This window comes from Empedobacter sp. GD03865 (assembly GCF_029840775.1).
Lineage (GTDB): Bacteria > Bacteroidota > Bacteroidia > Flavobacteriales > Weeksellaceae > Empedobacter > Empedobacter falsenii_B.
In genome coordinates, this window is the sequence record NZ_JAOCDF010000003.1 from 57,481 (window position 1) to 78,539 (window position 21,059).

Here is a 21,059-nt window from a genome sequence, read left to right on the forward strand (position 1 = left end):
GATTAAAAAAAATAATCGTAATTCGTTAATCTACCTTCGTAAATTATTTTAATTCTTTCATGACCTCTTGGATTGCACGTTCCAATTGTGGGTCTTTATTTTCTAGTCGATCTAAGAACGTGTTTTTAATATAAATGTCAGGTTTAACACCAGTTTTTTCTAAATTTTGTCCATCCAAAGTATAAGTTCCCCAACTTGGTAAACGATAAAATGAACCATCAACTAATCCTTTTCCAGAAGTAAAAATGATCCAACGATACGTTTCTTGCCCGATGATTTTTCCTAATTTCAAGGCTTTGAATCCTGCAGCTGTCATTTCTGCATCGCTCAATGAGTATTCGTTAATTAATAAAACAATTGGTTTTCCTGAAGGAGCAAAATTTGGTTGAACAGTTAATTGTCCTTCACGATATTTCCATTTCAAATAAGGTCTTTGCGATAAAAAGTTCAAAACTTTATCATGTACATTTCCACCTGTATTGAAACGTAAATCTAAAATGACACCATCTTTTCTATTCTCTTGCTCTACCATGTCCAATAAAAATACATCCAATTCAGAAGTAGACATATTTTTCATGTACGAATAAGCGATTCTATCGTTGCTTAATTTTTTTACACGCTGACGATTTTCATAAATCCATTCATCATATAAAAGCGATTTCAATTCGTTATTTGAAATTGGATGAATCTTCGTCGAAATTGTTTTTCCTTTTCGGTCAAATTCAAGAGTTAATTCTTCTAATTTTTTAGGCGTTGTAAAATAAGTTTCGCGATTTTGGTTTTGATCGATTTTTTGCCCATTTACGCTCACTAAAATATCACCTTCTTGAACATCAACATTTTTAAGAAAAGCAGGAGATTTTCGTAAGATTTTTTCAACTGTAAAAGGTTGATCTTTTTTGAAAATAATTCCTGTTTCGTTGGTGAAATAATTCAATCTTCGACTTTCTTCTTTTCCGAAAGATGAAAAACCTAAATGCGAAGAATTCAATTCACCTAGCATATCATTTAACAAAATTCTCAAATCATTTCGATTGTTGACATAAGGTAAAAACGTTGCGTATTGCTCTTTTTTAGCTTTCCAATCGATTCCATGAAAATTCTCATCATAGAAATTTTCTTCTACTCCAGCCCAAGCTTCTTCGTACATTTGATTGAATTCTGAAGCCAAGTTTTTATTGAAATTATATTTAATACTAACTTTTTCAGGATTTGTAGAATTAATACCAAATTTGTAAACAGAATTATCGATTAAAGCGTAAAGATTTTTTTCATTTTTCAAGATAAAATCAGCGCCTTTGTTGAATATTTTGTCTGTTTTATCTTCTTCAAAATCAGCGGTCGTTTTTCTGTATAACTGAAATTTACCATTTTCTTGGTTAGTATTATAGAATAAAAATTGCTTTTTATCATCCGCAAAAACAAAAGGATTTGTCTGATATCCAAAACGGTCTGTTACCAATTCAATTCTTTCTAAGAATCCTTCTGGATTAATAGTTAATGCTTTAAAATCGTTCTTTTCTTCTTTTTTCTCTTTCTTCTCAACCTTTTTTTCTTCGACAAATAAATTATCAAATTTTTCTGATTTATACGCTTGATCAAACCAATCTAAAGAAGCTCGATAAATACTCGATTCTTGCATTCCCAAAGGATAGGAAGGGTTTTTTCTGTCGCTTGAAAAATAAATGTATTTTCCGTCTGGTGACCAAGTAGGGTCAGCTTCTGAAACACCAGTATTTGTTAAATTAACCGTTGTATTTTTCTTGATGTTGTGAATAAAAATATCCAACTCGAAATTACGTTTTGCAGAGAATAACACATATTCATCATTTGGAGAAAAAGATGGTTTCGAATTTTGGAAAGCCCAAATTTCATCTTTAACAATTGTTGATGATTTAAGTGATTTCAAATCTAATAATCTGACTTCATCGCGTCCGCTTAAATAAACAGCTTGTGATAAATCATTGTTGAATGTAATGTCTCGATTATTTCTTAAATCAGAAGTTAATTGTTCAACTTTTCCTTTTCCGTCAGCCGAAATTTTAAACCAATTTTGGTAACCTTTATATGTTTGGTTGAAGATTAAATTTTTGTTGTCTTTCAACCATTTTACTTCTAAAACACGCTCTTTTCCATCAGAAATTTGATTGACAAATTTTCCTTCATTATCCGAAACAAAAATAATTCCTCTACTTACAAAAGCCATTTTCTTTCCGTCGGGAGAAATATCAAAATAATCAATATTATTTTCAACTTCAAAATTTTGTTCTTTTTCTAAAGATTTATTCGAATTAACATTAATTATAAGTGGTTTCGATGTTTTTGCTTTTACATCGTAAACAAATAATTGATAATCTTTTTCGAAAACAACTTTTGAACCATCAGCCGAAACAAAAGGTTTTTTAATCGAAGTTTCAAATTTTGTTAACGCTTCTTTTTTACCATTTGCTAACTGATATAAGTTGTATTCGCCATTATTTTCGTCCGAAATAAAATAGATAATTCCATTTTTATCAACTGTAGGATTGAAATCTTTTCCGTTATAATCGGTATATTGTTTATAACTTTTTGTGGTTGGATTATATCCTAATAAATCTGGATTATTTTCTCCTTTGTATCTTTTTCGTGTAACTTGACTTGCACTTTCAGATGAATTTGTGAAAATATATTCGCCTTGAGGAGTTTCTACTAAACCATTTGTTGTGTTGAAATAATTTGTAAAAAGCGCTTCTGGTGTTTTTCCATTTAAATTAATTTTAAAACTTCCAAATCCATTATTTTGGTTTGATGTAAAATAGATCGATTTACTGTCCCAACTCCAACTTTCGACTTCGTCTTTGGCTTGATGAAACGTCAATTGCTTAATTTTTCCACCATTTATAGGCATTACATAAATATCGTAATTCCCGTATTGATTAGAACTGAATGCCAACCATTTTCCGTCTGGTGAAACACGAGGATTGATTTCTTCTCCTTCTAAAGCTATGATTCTTGACGCATTTCCACCATTAATGTCAGTTGACCAAATGTCGCCATCGTAACTGAAATAAACCGTTTTAGCATCTGGACTTAAAGAAGGAGTAGAAGTGAAATACACTTTTTCCTGAGCAGAAACCTGCGAAATGGCGAAAGCACTAAGTAAAGTAAAAACTATTTTTTTCATGTGTGAGAATTTATAATACTATAAACTTAGAAAGTTTTTTAGGATTTGTTCTCCTATTCCTGCAGATTTCTCTGGGTGAAATTGAGTTGCGTAAAAATTATCTTTATGTAAAGCAGCTGAATATTCTAAAATATAATCTGTTTTCGCGATCGTATATTCTGAATTTTCGCAATAAAAACTGTGTACATAATAAATGTCGGAGTTTTCGTGAACTCCATTAAACAAAGGCGTTTTTAAATCATAAATCGTATTCCAGCCCATATGAGGAACGATTTCTGTTGAAGGAAATAATTTAACTTGAATAGGGAAAATTCCTAAACAATCGGTATTTCCTTCTTCCGAATAAGCACACATTAATTGCTGACCCAAACAAATTCCTAATGTTGGTTGTTTTAAGTTTTTGATGACTTTGTCTAATCCTTTTTCTTTTAAATAAGTCATTGCGGAACTTGCTTCTCCAACTCCAGGGAAAATTACTTTGTCAGCATTTTGCAAAGTTTCAAAATCGTCTGTAATTATAGCTTCGAACCCCAAACGAGTTACTGCATTATATACCGATTTTACATTTCCTGCATTATATTTTACTATTGCTACCATATTCTTTGATTTACGACTTTTGATTTACGATTGATATTAATCTTAAATCTTCATTCGTCAATTATAAAAGTCCTTTTGTTGAGGGTAAAATCATTTTTTCAGGATCGCGTTTTACAGCTACTTTAATGGTTTTTGCAAACGCTTTGAAAATCGCTTCGATTTTGTGATGCTCGTTTGTGCCTTCCGCTTTGATGTTTAAGTTGGCTTTTGCGCCATCTGTAAATGATTTGAAGAAATGATAAAACATTTCAGTTGGCATTTGACCAATCATCTCACGTTTAAAATCAGCTTCCCAAACCAACCAATTTCTTCCGCCAAAATCAATCGCTGCTTGTGCTAGACAATCGTCCATTGGCAAGGTGAAACCGTAGCGTTCGATGCCTAATTTGTTTCCTAAAGCTTGGGCAAAAACTTCGCCCAAAGCAATGGCAGTATCTTCAATTGTGTGATGTTCGTCAACTTCTAAATCGCCATCGACTTTAATCACCAAATCCATTTGTCCATGACGCGCAATTTGATCTAACATATGATCGAAAAAGTGAATTCCTGTCGAAATATCCGATTTTCCTGTTCCGTCAAGATTTAAATCAATTTTAATCTTTGTTTCATTCGTATTACGAACAATTGAAGCAGTGCGATTTTGAAGTTTTAAGAACTCATAAATATCTTTCCACGACGTTGTTTTTAAAGCAATCGTTTCATTCAAACCTTCGTTATCATTGATTTCGTCTGCGCCTAAAGCTTCATCATTCGCGATAAAAATTCCTTTTCCACCAAGATTTTGAGCTAATTTAACATCCGTTATTCGATCACCGATTACAAACGAATTTGTTAAATCATATTCAGGGTTATTGATATACTTTGTTAATAAAGCCGTTCCAGGTTTACGCGTTGGCGCATTTTCATGAGCAAAAGTTTTATCAATGTAAATATCCTCGAATTTCACGCCTTCATTTTCGAATGCTTTCACTACGAAATTTTGTATTGGCCAAAATAATTCCTCAGGATTTGCAGGTGTTCCTAAACCATCTTGATTGGTTACCATCGCCAATTCGTAATCCAATTCTTTTGCAATTTTACCTAAATAAGTAAAGGCTTCTGGATAGAATTCTAATTTGGAAAAGCTGTCAACTTGGTAGTCAGCTGGCTCTAAAATCATTGTTCCATCACGATCTATGAATAGTATTTTTTTCATTTTAGTTGTTTTTGATGTCATTCCGATGTTAGGAGGAATCTCAGAGATTTCTCATTTCACTGTCGTTTCATTCGAAATGACAAATTATATTATTTTAAGTGTTTGTATTAATTTTTGGTTTTCCTCTTCTGTTCCAATCGTTATTCTTAAACAGTTTTGACACAAATCATCGTTGTTTCGATTTCGAATAACAATTCCTTTTTCAACCAATTGATTGTAACGTTTGTTCGCATTATCAACTTTAATCAAAATGAAATTCGAATCGCTTGGATAGATTTTTTCTACAAATGAAATCTCAATTAAAGCAGTTTCTAAAACTTCTTTTTGTTCGATAATTGTATTTGTAACAGCTATCACTTTATCGTAATCGCTTAAAATTTCAATCGCTTTTAATTGTGTTAATTGATTGATGTTATAAGGTGGTTTTATTTTATTTAAAACATCCACAATTTCTTGTGAAGCATACAAAATTCCTAAACGAATTCCAGCCAAACCAACCGCTTTCGACAAAGTTTGGGTAACAATTACGTTTGGATAATTTTTGATTTCTTCTATCCAAGACTGTTCTGTGGCGAAATCGATATAAGCTTCGTCGATAATTATTAAGCCATTGAAACGATTCACAATTTCTAAAATAGTTTCTCTTTTGATGATTTCTCCTGTTGGATTATTAGGAGAGCATAAAAAAATCATTTTTGTATTTTCATCTACTTTTGAGAAAATATCTTCGATGTTTGGTTGAAAATCTTCTTTGTTTAATAACGATTTTCGGTATTCAATAGCATTTAAATTCGCTAAAACACCATACATTCCATAGGAAGGTGAAATCGCAATAACATTATCTTGATTCGGTTCGCAAAATGCTCGGAAAATTAAATCTAACACTTCGTCACTTCCATTTCCTAATAGAATCTGATTTGCAGGAAAGTTTTTGATTTCACTTAAAATCGATTTTACATTACGTTGTAAAGGATCAGGATAACGATTCAATCCATTATTGAAAGGATTTTCGTTCGCATCCAAGAAAACGAAATCGTTATTTATTTCTTGAAATTCGTCACGAGCTGATGAATAAGCTTTCAGCGTTTTTACGTTAGGACGAATGATGTTATTTATGTTGAATGAATTCATGTACGATTTTTGATTTACGATTTTAGATCATTTAGTCTTAAGGTTACTGCATTTTTGTGCGCAAATAACTCTTCGGCTTCAGCCATTAATTCGATTGCTGGACCAATGTTTTGAATTCCTTCTGCTGTTAATTTCTGAAACGTGATTTTCTTGATAAAACTATCAAACGAAACACCAGAATAGTTTTTCGCATATCCGTTTGTAGGAAGTGTGTGATTAGTTCCTGAAGCATAATCTCCAGCGGATTCGCACGAATAATTTCCTAAGAAAACTGAGCCTGCATTAATAATTTTTGCGATGTAATTGTCAGCCGTTTCGCAAGCAAAAATTAGATGTTCTGGCGCGTAAATATTCGAGAAATCTACACATTCTTCGATAGAGTTTAAAACAATTCCTCTTGAATTTTCTAACGCTTTAGTTGCTAATTCTTTTCTTGGTAGAACTTCTAATTGAGCATTAATTTCAACAATTGTTTCGTTTAACGTTTGCTCGTTTGTTGTTAATAAAATCACTTGTGAATCTATTCCGTGTTCTGCTTGCGATAATAAATCGGCTGCGACATATTTAGGAACTGAAGTTTTGTCAGCAATTACTAAAACCTCGCTTGGACCTGCGGGGATGTCGATCGCTACACCAAAGTTTTGAGCTACTTGTTTTGCTGCAGTTACATATTGGTTTCCTGGACCGAAAATTTTATCCACTTTTTGAATCGTTTCTGTTCCAAAAGTTAACGTTCCAATCGCTTGAATTCCGCCAACTTTGTAGATTTTTTCAATTCCGATTAAGTTCGCAGTATATAAAATTGCAGGGTGAATTTTTCCTTCTTTATTTGGAGGTGTACATAAAATAATATTTTGGCAACCAGCTAATTTAGCAGGAATTCCTAACATTAAAGTTGTAGAAAATAACGGAGCTGTTCCACCTGGAATATAAATTCCAACATTTTCGATACCGCGAGATTCTCTCCAACAATTTACTCCTTTTGTGGTTTCAATAACTTTTACTTCTTCACGTTGTTCAGTGTGAAACTTCTCAATATTAGAAGCTGCTAATTGAATTGCTCCTTTTAATTCTTCAGAAATTAAAGTTTTTGCTTCTTCAATTTCTTGAGTAGAAACTTCTAAAGAAGTTAGCTTAACTTGATCAAATTTTTCTGTAAAATCAATTAAAGCTTGATCTTTCTCGGTTTGAATTTTTCCAAAAATATCTAAAACTATTTCTTGTAAATCTTGTGCTTCTTTCGTTGGTCGAGCTGTTAACGTAGACCAATCTGAAAGTTGAGGTTTGATATATGTTTGCATTTTGTTACGAATTACGATTTTAGAATTACGAATTACGATTCAATCGTAAATTGTAAATCGTCAATCAAAAATTATAAAATCATTTTTTCAATTTCTAGTACTAAAATTCCTTCAGCACCCAAAGCTTTCAATTGCTCGATGATGTCCCAAAAAGTATCTTCTTTAATTACAGTGTGGATTGATGACCAACCTTTTTCGGCAAGTGGTAAAACTGTTGGAGATTTCATTCCGGGTAACAAAGCAATGATTTCTTCTAACTTTTCGTTGGGCGCGTTTAATAAAATATATTTGTTCTCAGAAGATTGTTTTACCGCTTCAATTCTAAATAAAAGACGATCTACAATTGCTTGTTTTTCATTGTCGAGATTTTTGTTAGAAATTAAAACTGCTTGTGATTCAACCACTGTTTCCACTTGTTTCAAACCATTTGTTAATAATGTTGAACCTGTAGAAACGATGTCAAAAATAGCATTTGCCAAACCGATACTTGGAGCAATTTCTACGCTTCCACCAATTTCTTCAATCTTAACGTTGATACCTTTTTCTTGGAAAAATTTTTGTAAAATACGTGGATAAGAAGTGGCAATTTTTTTGTCTTGAAAATAACTTAAATCTGTATAAGCTTCATCTTTCGGAATAGCTAAACAAAGTTTACAACCTGCGAATCCTAATTGACGAATTTGAGTGACATTTTTATCTTTTTCCCAAACTTCATTTTCTCCTAAAATACCGATGTCAGCAACGCCTTGTTCTACATATTGTGAAATATCGTCGTCTCGTAAGAATAAAACTTCGATAGGGAAATTTGGAGATTCGGTTCTTAATTTTCGATTACTTGTAGAAATTTTAATTCCGCAATCTTTCAATAATTCGAGTGATTTTTCACTTAATCGACCACTTTTCTGAATGGCTATTTTTAATTTACTCATTTTTAATGTTTTATATTTTTTAAGTTTGAGTAAATCGATGATTAAATCTTGAAGTAACAAAAAATCCCGTTCGATTTACTCAAACGGGATTTAGATATTGTGATAAAATCATTACATACCACTATCTGCTCGCTTGAGTGCAAGTATGATGGTGATGATGATGTAATTGATTTTTGTACATTTTTACTTTTTTGTCGGAACAAATGTAGAAAGGAAATTTTAATTGACAATAGATTTTTTGAAAATTAGTAAATAAACTTGTTATTAATTATGAAAACCTTATTTTTTTCTATTTTTATCCAAAAGAACTCAAATATTTATTGAGTTTTATTGATTTGATTAATTCTCAATATTTTATAGAAAGTTCGGTTACATCCAAAACTTTCTTTTATTTTTGCAGTAATATAATATATGTTAGAAAAACAAGAAGCACAATACGAAAAAGTAGTTTTAGTTGGATTGATTACACGTGAACAATCCGAAGAAAAACTGACGGAATATATGGACGAATTGGAGTTCTTAGCTTATACAGCTGGAGCGACAGTTGGAGAACGTTTTACACAAAGAATGGACAAACCTGATTCTAAATTCTTTGTAGGAAGCGGGAAATTAGATGAAATCACGGCTTTTGTCGAAGAATATGATATTGATACAGTTATTTTTGATGATGAATTAACGCCTTCTCAGTTGAAAAATATTGAGAAAGTTGTCAACAAAAAAATCATCGACCGTACACAATTGATTTTAGATATTTTTGCTCAACGAGCGCAAACTTCATATGCACGTACGCAGGTAGAATTGGCTCAATACCAATATTTATTACCACGATTAACACGAATGTGGACACACTTAGAGCGTCAACGTGGAGGAATTGGTATGCGTGGTCCTGGTGAAACGGAAATTGAAACGGATAGACGTATTATTCGTGATCGAATTACGTTATTGAAAGAGAAATTGAAAGGAATCGATAAGCAAATGGCGACTCAACGTAAAAATCGAGGAGCATTGGTACGCGTTGCGTTGGTTGGGTACACAAATGTTGGGAAATCAACGTTGATGAATGTCTTATCGAAGTCCGAAGTTTTTGCCGAAAATAAATTATTTGCAACATTAGATACAACGGTTCGAAAAGTGGTAATTGGTAATTTACCTTTCTTATTAACGGATACGGTTGGGTTTATTCGCAAGTTGCCAACACAATTGGTAGAATCGTTCAAATCTACATTAGATGAGGTTCGTGAAGCGGATTTGTTGGTCCATGTTGTGGATATTTCGCATGCGAGTTTTGAGGATCATGTGAATTCTGTGAATCAAATTTTAGCTGAAATAGAGTCGAAAGAAAAACCAACGATTATGGTTTTCAATAAAATTGATAATTTTTCTTATATCAAACAAGATGAAGATGATTTGTCTGAAAAGAAATTTGAAAATTATTCGTTAGAAGATTGGAAACGTACGTGGATGGCGAAAACAGATTATCCGACATTGTTTATTTCGGCAACGGAAAAAGATAATTTAGAAGATTTGCGAAAAACGGTTTATGAAGAAGTGAAAGAAATTCACATGAAACGTTTTCCTTATAATAATTTCCTTTTTCAATATTACGATGAGGAAGAAAATGATTCGGAAGAGTAATAGTTTTAATTTTTAGATTTTTTAAGATTAAAAATTAGAATTAATATAACCATAAATAATAATCCAATTTGAATATAAAGACCCATTGAATTTTCAGGAAAATTATTATACAACTTTATAAGACCATTGATTATTATAATCAGGAAGAAGAATAATATTAGAGGCTTGTGTTTGAAATTCATAAATGTAAGTTTGCATTAAAGTTATTAAATTTATATTTAATATTTTAAAATAAATAAGAGTTCAGTTTTTGGACTCTTTTTTTGTTAACTTCAAAATCTAATTGATAAAATATGATAGAGCAATTAAAATCAACTTTACAAGATTTAGCGGACGATGATAAAGCGAAGATTATGATGCGTTTTTTCAAAACTGGAAAAGGAGAATATGGTGAAGGAGATATTTTTCTTGGGATTTCTGTTCCGAATCAACGTTTGATTGCGAAAGAATTTTATCAACAAGTTTCATTAAATGACATCAAAAATTTATTGAATTCCAATATTCACGAATATAGATTAACAGCTTTATTGATATTGGTCTTGAAGTACGAAAAATCAAAAGATGAACTTGTAAGAAAAGATATCATCGATTTTTATCTTGCTCAAACTTCTCAAATCAACAATTGGGATTTGGTTGACACAAGTTGTTATAAAATTTTGGGACATTATTGTTTTCATCAAAAACGAGAAGAATTGCTTTTTGAATTGGCAGATTCAGATGATTTGTGGGAAAAACGAATCGCAACTGTATCAACTATGTATTTTATCAAACAAAAATCATTTTCAATTGTTCCTGAAATTGTGTTGAAAAATCTTAATCATTCACACGATTTAATGCACAAAGCAAATGGTTGGATGTTGCGTGAAATGGGAAAAATGAATGAAGAAAAGTTGATTGAGTTTTTGGACGAATATACGTTGCAAATGCCAAGAACAACGTTGAGATATGCGCTCGAAAAAATTGATCCAATTCTCAAAGATTATTATATGAAATTGAAATAGTTTGCATAAAAAAGTCGCTCAACGAGCGACTTTTGATTTTATATCAAGAATAAATTCTTACAAAATAACATGACCTAATTTCGTCAACTTTTGATGATCTAAAACTTTTATTTTTCTTCCTTCAACTTCGATTAATTCATCAGTTTTGAATTCAGAAATCAAACGAATTGCAGATTCTGTCGCTGTTCCAATCAAATTTGCCATTTCTTCGCGTGTCAACGAAATGTTGATAAATCCGTCTTTGTCTGTTCCTAATTTTCCTTCTAATAAAATTAAAACTTCAGCCAAACGTTCGCGAACTGTTTTTTGTGCTAAATAAGTGATTGTTCTTGCATATTCTCCCAAATCTTTAGCAATTCTTTGTAAAATATTGAAAGCTAATTTTGGATTAACTTCTAATAATTTTAAGAAGAATTTTTCTGGAATATAATATATTTCAACTGGCGTCATTGCGGTTGCAGAGGCACCAAATACTTCTTGACTTAAGATTGAGCGATAACCGATAATGTCACCTTCGTTGATAAAACGTAGAATTTGCTCTTTTCCATTAAAACCAATTTTGAACAACTTAGCAGTTCCTTTCATGACGCAATATATACCTTTTGGTGTATTACCTTCCTGGATAATCTCGTCTCCTTTTTTTAGGTTGATGATTTTCTTCTCTTGCTCAAACTCCAATAATTCTTCCTTACTAAAAACCCCGAAAGACTCTGGGTTATCAAACATCGCTTTAATCGATACTACATTCTCATTAAACTCTGACATATCTTGTTGTTATGACTTAATTCATACAAAGTTAACGTTAATTCTGATAAAAGGAAAGTAATTTTGTAAAATAGTATGGAAGAGAATTGTTTTCACTGTGGTCAACGAATTGAAGAAGAGGTTATTCAGTTCGATGAAAAGGATTTTTGTTGTCAGGGTTGTAAAACGGTTTACGAGATTTTAAACGTAAATAATTTAAAAGATTATTACGACCTTAATCGTAATGCAGGTTTGCGTCCTGATGGAAAAAGTAATCATCAATTTGATTTCTTAAACACAAAAGAAATCTTTGATAAAGTTGTCGATTTTTCAGATGATGGCGTTACTGTTGTGTCCTTTTATGTGCCTGTAATGCATTGTACTTCGTGTGTTTGGTTGCTAGAAAGTTTGGATACAATTAATCCAAATATTATATCTTCTAATGTCAATTTTACGCAAAAAACTGTTCAGATTACGTATCGAGATGCGGATTTGAAATTGGGTGATTTGGCAAGATTTATTACAAATTTAGGCTACAAACCTTCGATTAATCTAAAAACATTAGACAAAAAGAAAAAAAGCAAAGTCGATCGTTCTTTGGTGAGCAAATTGGTAATTGCAGGATTCTGTTTTGGGAATATTATGCTTTTATCGTTTCCAGAATATGTCGAAGTTTTTGGTAATGTAAAAGAACAATGGTTAGATCAAAACAAAGGATATTTTCGTTGGACGATGTTCGCGTTGTCGTTGCCTGTTTTCTTTTATTCATCTACCGATTATTTTGTTTCGGCTTGGCAAGGTCTGAAAAATAAATATATCAATATCGATGTGCCAATTGCGTTAGGAATTATCGTAATTATGTTCAAATCGACTTATGATATCATTTTTGATATTTCGCCAGGTTACTTTGATACATTAGCGATGCTTTTATTTTTGATGTTGACAGGTAAATGGTTTCAGCAACAAACAATGCAAGCATTGGCATTTGATCGAGATTACAAATCGTTTTATCCAATTGCAGTTGCGAAATTAGAAAATGGTTATGAACAACCAATTTTGTTAGCTGATTTGAAAAAAGGTGATCGAATTTTAATTAGAAATGAAGAAATTATTCCAGCCGATGCTATTTTGATGAAAGGTGAAGCGATGATTGATAACTCGTTTGTGACGGGAGAATCTCGTTTGATTCAGAAAAAAGCTGGAGATAAAATATTTGCTGGAGGAAAACAATCTGGTCATGCAATTGAGTTGGAAATTATTTCGGATGTTAATCAAAGTTATTTAACCCAATTATGGAACAATGATGCTTTCCAGAAAGAAGAATCTGAGTTGAATGCTTTGACGAATAAAATCAGTCATTATTTCACATTAATCATCCTTATTATTACAGCAATTTCTGCTGTTTATTGGTATTTCCACGATTCTTCAAAAATATTAGAAGTTGTTACATCAATCTTAATTATTGCTTGCCCTTGTGCGTTAGGTTTGTCTTCTCCGTTTATTTTGGGACACATGATGCGTATTTTTGGTAATAAGAAATTCTATGTAAAAAATACATCTACAGTCGAAAGAATGGAAAAAATTACAGATGTAGTTTTTGATAAAACTGGTACAATTACGGAAAGTGATGAAGCGCAAGTGCAATATGAAGGGAAAGAACTTTCTGAGTATCAAAAGCAATTGGTGAAAGCATTGATTAGAAACTCTAATCACCCGTTAAGTCGTACATTATATAAGAAGTTGACAGTTGATGATCATTTACCGATTTCTAATTACGAAGAGATTGTAGGAAAAGGTCAGCAAGCTGATGTAGATGGACATCAAATAAAAGTTGGTTCGAGAAGTTTTACGAATGCTATTTTTAATGAAAATACTTTAAATCAATCTCAAGTATTTATATCAATTAATGAAGAAGTTTTTGGTAAATTTGTTTACACCAATCGATATAGAAAAGGTTTAGATCGTTTATTGAAAGAATTGGATGCTTATCAGTTACACGTTTTGTCTGGGGATAATGATTCTGAAAAAGAATATTTAGAAACAATTTTTCCGTCAAATGCTAAATTGATTTTTAATCAATCACCATCTGATAAGTTAGATTATATCAAACAACTAGAACATGAAGGAAAGAAAGTAATGATGCTTGGAGATGGATTGAATGACGCTGGAGCTTTAAAACAAAGTACAGTTGGGATTTCGATTTCTGAAGATATTAATAGTTTTTCACCGTCATGTGATGGAATTTTGGATGCTAAAAGTTTTTCAGCAATCCCTAATTTCTTAAAGTTATCGAAGACCACGATGAAATTTGTAAAAATTGCTTTTTTTATCAGTTTCTTGTATAATATTGTTGGACTTAGTTTCGCTGTTTCTGGTTATTTACAGCCAGTTGTAGCGGCTATATTAATGCCAATAAGTTCTATTTCAGTGTTAATTTTTGCAACGGCAAGTACGCGAATTGTAGATAAATTAACAAAATGGAATTTAGATTGATTTTAAATTAGACTTATACATACTGCTCTGACCAAAATCATTGTGATAAGAACTTAGGGCTTTGTAATTTTGTGGAGCTATGGGGATATTATTATTAATGATATTAGTTAGTGTCTCTTTGGGGGCAATTTTCTTACTTTTATTCTTTTTAGGGTATAAGAAAGGACAATTTGATGAGGATGAATCCCCAGCAGTGAGAATGTTAAAAGATGATAAAAAAACACAAGATAAAATCGACTCATAATGCAAATGCAGACTTTTAGTTACGACAATAAGATCGTAAAGTATTTCCTTTATGCCACATTGTTTTGGGCAGTTATGGCATTTTTCTTTGGAGTATTGGTTGCAACTTTGTTGTTTTTTCCAACGTTACCAGAATACATCTTCGGATCGGATGATGGTACAATCGGAGGGAACATCCAAGGGTTAATCAATTCACAAGGGACACTTGGTTTTGGTAGATTAAGAATGATTCACACAACATTTGCGGTGTTCGCGTTTGTTGGAAACTCGTTCTTTACCGGAGCTTATTATTCAATGCAAAGGTTGTTGAAAACCAGAATGTACAGCGATGTTTTAAGCTGGATCGTTTTCTGGGGATGGCAATTATTTATTGTATTATCATTTGTAACATTTATCTTAGGATACAACACTTCTAAAGAGTATGCTGAGCACGAATGGCCAATTGATATTTTAATCGCTTTAGTTTGGGTATTGTTTGGAGCACAAATGTTCTTAACGATTGCTAAACGTCGTGTTCGTCATTTGTATGTAGCAATTTGGTTCTTTATCGGAACTTGGGCTGCAATTACAATGTTACACGTGTTTAACAATTTAGAAATCCCTGTAACATTTAGCTTAACGGCTCCGAAATCATATTCATTGTATTCTGGAGTTCAAGATGCGTTAGTACAATGGTGGTACGGACACAATGCGGTAGCATTCTTCTTAACGACACCTATCTTAGGATTAATGTATTACTTTGTACCAAAAGCAGCTAATAGACCTGTATTCTCATACAAATTATCTATTATCCACTTCTGGTCATTAATCTTTATTTATATTTGGGCTGGTCCTCACCACTTGCTTTATACCGCATTACCAGGTTGGGCACAAGCTTTAGGAACAGGTTTCTCTATCATGTTAATCGCTCCATCTTGGGGAGGTATGTTAAATGGTTTATTAACATTACGTGGTGCATGGGATAAAGTACGAGAAAATCCTATTTTGAAATTCTTCGTAGTTGCTTTAACTTGTTATGGTATGGCTACCTTCGAAGGACCGTTATTAGCAACAAAAACTTTAAATAAAATTGGTCACTTTACAGACTGGGTTCCTGCTCATGTACACGTAGGTACTTTAGGATGGAATGGATTTATCGCTTTTGGTATGATCTATTACTTAGTACCAAAGTTATTTGGAACTAAATTAGCATCTGTTAAGATGGCTAATACACACTTCTGGATTGGTACTTTCGGTATCTTATTCTGGGTAATTCCTATGTATGTTGCAGGTTGGACACAAGGTTTAATGTGGAAACAATTCGCAGCTGACGGAACATTAGAATATGGTAACTTCTTACAAACAGTTACAATTCTTAAACAATGGTTATATCCATTACGTGCATTTGGAGGAACATTATACTTAATAGGAGCAATCTTAATGATTATCAATGTTTGGAAAACTGTAAAATCTGGACACTTTGTTGCAAATGAAGAAGCAGAAGCTCCTGCATTGGCTCCAAAAACAGCAGCGCGTACACAAGGAGAAGGCGTACACTCTTGGATCGAAAGAACACCAATCGTGTTAACAATCGGAGCTGTATTAACTTTAGCAGTAGGTGGATTAGTAGAGATTGTTCCTACAATCGTAGTAAAATCTAACGTACCTACAATTGCAAGTATCAAACCTTACACTCCATTAGAGTTAGAAGGACGTGATTTATATATTAGAGAAGGATGTAATGCTTGTCACACGCAAATGGTTCGTCCATTCCGTGATGAAGTAAAACGTTATGGTGAATACTCAAAAGCAGGAGAATTTGTTTACGATCACCCATTCTTATGGGGTTCTAAAAGAACTGGTCCAGACTTACACCGCGAAGGAGGTAAAAACCCAGATGCTTGGCATTACAAACACATGTGGAATCCACGTTCTACATCAGATGGTTCTATCATGCCTCGTTACCCTTGGTTAATTGATAATAAATTAGACCGTGAGTTGACGCGTGATAAAATGAAATCTATGGTTGCATTAGGAGTTCCTTATCAACAAGAAGATTTTGACAGTATGCAAGTTTCTATGAACAAACAAGCTTTAGCAATTGAGCAAACTATCTTTAAAGATGCATCTGACTTGAAAGAGTTATACGCTAAGAAAGAAGCAGAAGCTAAACAACAAGGTAAAGAGTTTGTTCCGTTAAGAGATCGTGAGATTACAGCATTAATCGCATATTTACAACGTTTAGGAACAGATATAAAAGCTGAACAAGTAGAGACAGCAAGTAACTAATGTTAAAATATTATAAAGAATTCCTTTCTCAGTATGAGTATGCATCTTTCTTGCAGACATTGATCCTTATTGGATTCATAGCAGTCTTTGTAACGATATTTGTAAAAGTAATGAAAAAACCGAAAGGTTATTACAAAGACAACGAGTCAGCAGCTTTAGATTTAGAACCAGAAGAGAACGAAAAAAATAATACAAAATGAGACAACGTACCCCAGCTTATATATTTATCCCATTAACGCTATTAGCAGTAATCTTAGCGTTTACAATGGTGACGCCAGTAGATGTGGTGCCAGAACCAGGTTTTCAAGGAATGATTCACAATTTACTTGAGCACTTGAAACATGTGTTTGCACAAGGAATTTTCTGGGCAGTATTAGCAGTTGCAATTGTGATGCTTTTAATTATCAATGCTTTGAACAAAGTAATCGAAGCAGAAAGATTCAAAAGATTATCAGAAGTAGAACAAGCACAGTATTTAGAAGAAGGAAAAATAGGTTATTTCAAACGCTTATTTAGTTCAGCTGCTAAAAAACAATCTGATAAAGAAGAAGAGTCTATCATCTTAGATCATGGTTTTGATGGAATCAAAGAGTTAGACAATGCTTTACCACAATGGTGGTTATCATTATTCTATTTCGGTATTGTATTTATGGTTGTTTATGTAATGGCATATAGTTTTACAGACTTCGCTCACATGGACAAAGAATACGAAGAAGAAATGGTTTACAAAGATGCGCAAGATAGTATTTGGGCAGTTGCAAATGATATTGATATCACAGGAGCTGTAAACAAATCTAACGATCCTGCAATCGTAGAACAAGGTAAAAAAATCTTTGAGCAAAATTGTACACAATGTCACATGGAAGGTGGTAAAGGAGGTATTGGACCAAACTTAACGGATGATTACTGGGTGAATCATGTAGAAGATAGTTTATTCAAAAATATTTATCACATTGTTTACAATGGATCTCCACACAATCCTCAAATGCGTGCATTTGGACAACGTAAAGAGTTATCTGGATTAGCAATTGAGAAAGTAGCTTCTTACGTATATTACATCAACCAAAAAGAACCTACGAAAACAGTTGCAGAAGGTGCAGCTGCTCCTCAAGGTGACTTAATGGAAGCATGGAAACAAAAGTAATTGATTGAATAATTACAACAAATATCATATTGAAAGAGAGCTTATTTATAAGCTCTCTTTTCTTTTTTAGTCGTAAATTTGTATATATTTAAAATTCACTATAATGAGTGTTCAAAATTCTGACCCAAAAGATGAATTTAATTTAGACGATTATTTGGATGAAAACAGCCAAATGAACGAAGATGTACGTACTTCCATTGGAACTATGGAGCGAACAGGAGAGCGTAAATGGGTTTACCCTAAAAAACCAAAAGGTAAGTTTACAAATTATAGGACGTATGTAAGTTATGTATTGTTAGCAATATTAATCTTAACGCCTTTCTTTAAATTACCTAATGGAAATCCATTGTTCAAATTTGATGTATTGCACAGTCAATTCATTTTATTTGGTTTTCCATTTTTTACATCAGACTTCTTCCTTTTAGCTTTAGGAATGATCACGACAATTATTTTCATCGTATTATTCACCATGGCTTATGGTCGTTTATTTTGTGGATGGGTATGTCCACAAACTATTTTCTTGGAAATGGTTTTTCGAAAAATAGAATACGCCATAGAAGGAGATAGAGCAAAACAAATAAGATTAGATAAGCAAGATTGGGACGAAGAAAAAATTCGTAAAAAATTACTGAAATGGACCATCTTCGCAATCATTTCATTTATTATCGCAAATGTATTCCTAGCTTATATTATTGGAGCTGATGCATTGTATGATGTAATAAAAGAAGGTCCTGCAGAAAATGTAGGAACATTAGTTGGATTGGTTTTCTTCTCAGCTACTTTCTATTTCATCTTTGCATGGTTTCGTGAACAAGCGTGTACATTGGTTTGTCCTTACGGACGTTTCCAAGGTGTATTAATTGATTCGCATACAATCAATGTAACATACGATTTTAAACGTGGTGAAGGAACAGCTGGTCGAGCAAAATTCAAAAAGAACGAAGATCGTAAAGCAAAAGGAAAAGGGGATTGTATTGACTGTGGTCAATGTGTTGTTGTTTGTCCTACTGGAATTGATATTCGTAACGGAATCCAATTAGAATGTGTTAACTGTACAGCTTGTATTGATGCATGCGACGAAGTAATGGAAAAAGTCGGTTTACCAACAGGATTGATTCGTTATGCTTCGGAAGATGATATCAAACGTGGCGAAAAATTCAAATTCACAAAACGATTAGCTGCTTATACATTTGCTTTATTATTATTAATTGGAGCAATGACAGCTTTCTTGTTCTCTCGGTCTGATGTAGAATCTAAATACCTTAAAGTTCCTGGAACAGATTACAAGGTAGAAGGTAAATATTACGTTAATCAATTCGAGTATACATTGTACAATAAAACAAATGCAGACCAAATTGTAACAGTTCAATTGCTATCACACAAAAACTCAAAAGTAGAAATGTACGAAGGCGAGAATAAATTGAACATGGAAAAAGGTCAAATCATCCAAGGAAAATTCTTCTTGAAAATTCCAATGGATGAAGTTAAATCGTACAAAGAAAAAGTAGTGATTGGATTAGTCAATCAAAAAGGAAAAGTAATCGATAAATACGAAACGAGCTTCTCAGCTCCATTCAAATATTAATCATATGAAGTTAAATTGGGGACATTATGTAGCAATTGCTTTGGGATGTTTTATGATATTCATTCTATCATTGTTATATTTTGCAGGAGATACAGGTGGAATGGTAACCGAGGATTATTACGAAAAAGAAATTCATTTTCAGGATGAAATAAATGCTGAAAAACGTGCAAATACTTTAGCCGAAAAACCAGAAGTTATTGTACAAGCAAATGGATTTTTATTTCAATTTCCAGCAACTACTGCTGCCGATTTTAAAGGAGATATTTTTTTGATGCGAAATGATAACGAAACCAAAGACGTTAAAACAACAATCAAATTATCAGACAGAAAAAATTTCTTAGTACCTTCTGTTAAGTTAATTGACGGAGAATACGAATTAACTTTAAGCTGGAAAGAAAATAATCAAACTTATTTGATTAAAAAGTCCATTCGATGGATTTCACAATAGTTATCATAGCATTATCCATAGGTCTTACATCGTCCCTGCATTGCGTGGGGATGTGCGGGCCTATTGCTTTATCTTTGGGATTAGAATCTCAAAACAAACTAAAATTTACACTTCGTAATTTGACGTATCAATTAGGACGTGTAACCACTTATACAATTTTAGGCGCAATTTTAGGATTGATTGGTGAATCATTTTCATTTGTTGGATTACAAAATTACTTAAGTATTTTGATTGGAGTTTTGATGATTATTATGGTCATGATTCCAAAATTCTACGAAAATGGTGCTACGCAACTTCGCCCTGTTAACGCCTTGATGGTAAAAGTAAAACTCTCTCTTGGTAAATTCTTAATCAAGAAAGATTCTTCCTCACTTTATATAGTTGGTCTATTAAATGGCCTTTTACCTTGCGGAATGGTTTATGCTTCACTTACAGCTGCCATTGGTTTAGGATCAGTTTACAAAAGTGCGATGTTTATGTTCTTCTTCGGATTTGGAACTTTGCCTTTGATGTTTGCAACCGTTTTATTTGGTAATTTTTTATCAGTGAAACAACGTCAAACGATCTTAAAAATCTTACCAATTATCACACTTATTTTGGGTGTATTATTTATCCTTCGCGGATTAGAATTAAACATTCCTTTCATTTCACCAGCCAAAGAAGCACTTCAGCTAAATGGAATGGATGAGCATTGTATGTAAATTTATTTGTAATTAATTGAATTTTTGAATTTTTGAATTTGAAAAATTTAAAAATTATTATTTTATCCTTATTAATTTCAATAATAATATTATTTATAGTTCAACATTTTGGAAAAGTATTTGAACAAAGTCCATTAGAATCTGACGGATTATATCCTTGTGAAAAAAATTATGAGGGTTATTTTGAACCATTACCTTATTCATTTGATAAAAATTATGATGACAAATTAAGATGTTCTAGTCTTAAAACGAGAGTAACGTTTAATAATCCTATTAGTGATAAAGAGTATTCAACTGATTATTTTAAAACTGTATTTACATTTCCTCCGTTTAGTACGACGGTTATATTTCAAACCAACAACAATATGAAAAACTAAAAATTGATTTCTCAAAATATTTAATTCAAATCAATTGAAGCCTTGTCAAGATTTAAATCTTGACAAGGCTTTCATTAAAATCAATACTTTCATCCTTACAAAAT

At 32.4% G+C, this 21,059-nt stretch carries 17 protein-coding genes; 10 read left to right on the forward strand and 7 right to left on the reverse strand.

The features are described from left to right. Positions 1-43: 43 nt before the first annotated feature. The 6 genes from N5D46_RS01980 to hisG all read right to left on the reverse strand — a co-directional run bounded on the left by N5D46_RS01980 (position 44) and on the right by hisG (position 8,316). The gene (locus N5D46_RS01980) at positions 44-3,163 is read right to left on the reverse strand and encodes a S41 family peptidase (RefSeq protein ID WP_280049039.1); all 3,120 of its coding nucleotides are present in this window, start codon (positions 3,161-3,163) and stop codon (positions 44-46) included. Between the two features lie 18 nt (positions 3,164-3,181). Beyond that, a complete protein-coding gene (hisH, locus tag N5D46_RS01985; protein WP_280049040.1) occupies positions 3,182-3,760 on the reverse strand; it encodes an imidazole glycerol phosphate synthase subunit HisH in 579 nt (192 codons plus the stop codon). Positions 3,761-3,821: 61 nt separating this feature from the next. After that, entirely contained in the window at positions 3,822-4,955 is a 1,134-nt protein-coding gene (gene hisB / locus N5D46_RS01990; protein ID WP_280049041.1) for a bifunctional histidinol-phosphatase/imidazoleglycerol-phosphate dehydratase HisB, read from the reverse strand. Between the two features lie 84 nt (positions 4,956-5,039). After that, the gene (hisC, locus tag N5D46_RS01995) at positions 5,040-6,086 is read right to left on the reverse strand and encodes a histidinol-phosphate transaminase (RefSeq protein WP_280049042.1); all 1,047 of its coding nucleotides are present in this window, start codon (positions 6,084-6,086) and stop codon (positions 5,040-5,042) included. A gap of 14 nt (positions 6,087-6,100) precedes the next feature. Continuing rightward, positions 6,101-7,387 carry a histidinol dehydrogenase gene (gene hisD / locus N5D46_RS02000; protein ID WP_280049043.1) on the reverse strand — a complete coding sequence of 429 codons (1,287 nt, stop codon included), beginning with the start codon at positions 7,385-7,387 and terminating at the stop codon, positions 6,101-6,103. A gap of 71 nt (positions 7,388-7,458) precedes the next feature. Then, the gene (gene hisG / locus N5D46_RS02005) at positions 7,459-8,316 is read right to left on the reverse strand and encodes an ATP phosphoribosyltransferase (protein WP_125349882.1); all 858 of its coding nucleotides are present in this window, start codon (positions 8,314-8,316) and stop codon (positions 7,459-7,461) included. 411 nt (positions 8,317-8,727) lie between these two features. Here hisG and hflX point away from each other — a divergent pair, with 411 nt between their 5' ends. Next, the gene (gene hflX, locus N5D46_RS02010; RefSeq protein WP_221854272.1) at positions 8,728-9,951 is read left to right on the forward strand and encodes a GTPase HflX; all 1,224 of its coding nucleotides are present in this window, start codon (positions 8,728-8,730) and stop codon (positions 9,949-9,951) included. Between the two features lie 293 nt (positions 9,952-10,244). After that, positions 10,245-10,952, forward strand: a complete 708-nt coding sequence (locus tag N5D46_RS02015) for a DNA alkylation repair protein (RefSeq protein ID WP_114997983.1) — start codon at positions 10,245-10,247, stop codon at positions 10,950-10,952. 57 nt (positions 10,953-11,009) lie between these two features. Here N5D46_RS02015 and N5D46_RS02020 read toward each other — a convergent pair whose 3' ends face one another. After that, complete coding sequence (locus tag N5D46_RS02020; protein WP_221854269.1) at positions 11,010-11,717, reverse strand: Crp/Fnr family transcriptional regulator; 708 nt, start codon at positions 11,715-11,717, stop codon at positions 11,010-11,012. A gap of 75 nt (positions 11,718-11,792) precedes the next feature. On the opposite strand from N5D46_RS02020, the gene N5D46_RS02025 reads away from it, so the two are divergent. The 8 genes from N5D46_RS02025 to N5D46_RS02060 all read left to right on the forward strand — a co-directional run bounded on the left by N5D46_RS02025 (position 11,793) and on the right by N5D46_RS02060 (position 20,955). Then, entirely contained in the window at positions 11,793-14,189 is a 2,397-nt protein-coding gene (locus N5D46_RS02025) for a heavy metal translocating P-type ATPase metal-binding domain-containing protein (RefSeq protein ID WP_280049045.1), read from the forward strand. A gap of 79 nt (positions 14,190-14,268) precedes the next feature. Beyond that, positions 14,269-14,433, forward strand: coding sequence for a cbb3-type cytochrome oxidase assembly protein CcoS (gene ccoS / locus N5D46_RS02030; protein ID WP_019974626.1), 165 nt, complete (start codon positions 14,269-14,271; stop codon positions 14,431-14,433). After that, on the forward strand, positions 14,433-16,700 hold the full coding sequence (gene ccoO, locus N5D46_RS02035; protein ID WP_280049046.1) for a cytochrome-c oxidase, cbb3-type subunit II: 2,268 nt from the start codon (positions 14,433-14,435) through the stop codon (positions 16,698-16,700). The genes ccoS and ccoO overlap by 1 nt, the downstream gene beginning before the upstream one ends. A gap of 196 nt (positions 16,701-16,896) precedes the next feature. Next, the gene (locus tag N5D46_RS02040; RefSeq protein ID WP_280049047.1) at positions 16,897-17,844 is read left to right on the forward strand and encodes a cbb3-type cytochrome c oxidase N-terminal domain-containing protein; all 948 of its coding nucleotides are present in this window, start codon (positions 16,897-16,899) and stop codon (positions 17,842-17,844) included. 103 nt (positions 17,845-17,947) lie between these two features. Continuing rightward, positions 17,948-19,429 (forward strand): cytochrome c oxidase accessory protein CcoG, encoded by a 1,482-nt coding sequence (gene ccoG, locus N5D46_RS02045; RefSeq protein ID WP_280049048.1) that lies wholly within the window; start codon positions 17,948-17,950, stop codon positions 19,427-19,429. A 4-nt stretch (positions 19,430-19,433) separates the two neighbouring features. Then, the gene (locus N5D46_RS02050) at positions 19,434-19,877 is read left to right on the forward strand and encodes a FixH family protein (RefSeq protein WP_114997963.1); all 444 of its coding nucleotides are present in this window, start codon (positions 19,434-19,436) and stop codon (positions 19,875-19,877) included. After that, positions 19,862-20,578, forward strand: a complete 717-nt coding sequence (locus tag N5D46_RS02055; protein WP_219033852.1) for a sulfite exporter TauE/SafE family protein — start codon at positions 19,862-19,864, stop codon at positions 20,576-20,578. Before N5D46_RS02050 ends, N5D46_RS02055 begins: the two co-directional genes overlap by 16 nt. Positions 20,579-20,616: 38 nt before the next feature. Next, positions 20,617-20,955: a hypothetical protein gene (locus N5D46_RS02060; protein WP_280036616.1), complete on the forward strand. Its 339-nt coding sequence runs from the start codon at positions 20,617-20,619 to the stop codon at positions 20,953-20,955. Positions 20,956-21,059: the final 104 nt, after the last annotated feature.

Coding starts and splice junctions, on each gene's coding strand:
- N5D46_RS01980 (WP_280049039.1), bottom strand. CDS start 3,163: ATGAAAAAAATAGTTTTTACTTTACTTAGTGCTTTCGCCATTTCGCAG.
- hisH (WP_280049040.1), bottom strand. CDS start 3,760: ATGGTAGCAATAGTAAAATATAATGCAGGAAATGTAAAATCGGTATAT.
- hisB (WP_280049041.1), bottom strand. CDS start 4,955: ATGAAAAAAATACTATTCATAGATCGTGATGGAACAATGATTTTAGAG.
- hisC (WP_280049042.1), bottom strand. CDS start 6,086: ATGAATTCATTCAACATAAATAACATCATTCGTCCTAACGTAAAAACG.
- hisD (WP_280049043.1), bottom strand. CDS start 7,387: ATGCAAACATATATCAAACCTCAACTTTCAGATTGGTCTACGTTAACA.
- hisG (WP_125349882.1), bottom strand. CDS start 8,316: ATGAGTAAATTAAAAATAGCCATTCAGAAAAGTGGTCGATTAAGTGAA.
- hflX (WP_221854272.1), top strand. CDS start 8,728: ATGTTAGAAAAACAAGAAGCACAATACGAAAAAGTAGTTTTAGTTGGA.
- N5D46_RS02015 (WP_114997983.1), top strand. CDS start 10,245: ATGATAGAGCAATTAAAATCAACTTTACAAGATTTAGCGGACGATGAT.
- N5D46_RS02020 (WP_221854269.1), bottom strand. CDS start 11,717: ATGTCAGAGTTTAATGAGAATGTAGTATCGATTAAAGCGATGTTTGAT.
- N5D46_RS02025 (WP_280049045.1), top strand. CDS start 11,793: ATGGAAGAGAATTGTTTTCACTGTGGTCAACGAATTGAAGAAGAGGTT.
- ccoS (WP_019974626.1), top strand. CDS start 14,269: ATGGGGATATTATTATTAATGATATTAGTTAGTGTCTCTTTGGGGGCA.
- ccoO (WP_280049046.1), top strand. CDS start 14,433: ATGCAAATGCAGACTTTTAGTTACGACAATAAGATCGTAAAGTATTTC.
- N5D46_RS02040 (WP_280049047.1), top strand. CDS start 16,897: ATGAGACAACGTACCCCAGCTTATATATTTATCCCATTAACGCTATTA.
- ccoG (WP_280049048.1), top strand. CDS start 17,948: ATGAGTGTTCAAAATTCTGACCCAAAAGATGAATTTAATTTAGACGAT.
- N5D46_RS02050 (WP_114997963.1), top strand. CDS start 19,434: ATGAAGTTAAATTGGGGACATTATGTAGCAATTGCTTTGGGATGTTTT.
- N5D46_RS02055 (WP_219033852.1), top strand. CDS start 19,862: ATGGATTTCACAATAGTTATCATAGCATTATCCATAGGTCTTACATCG.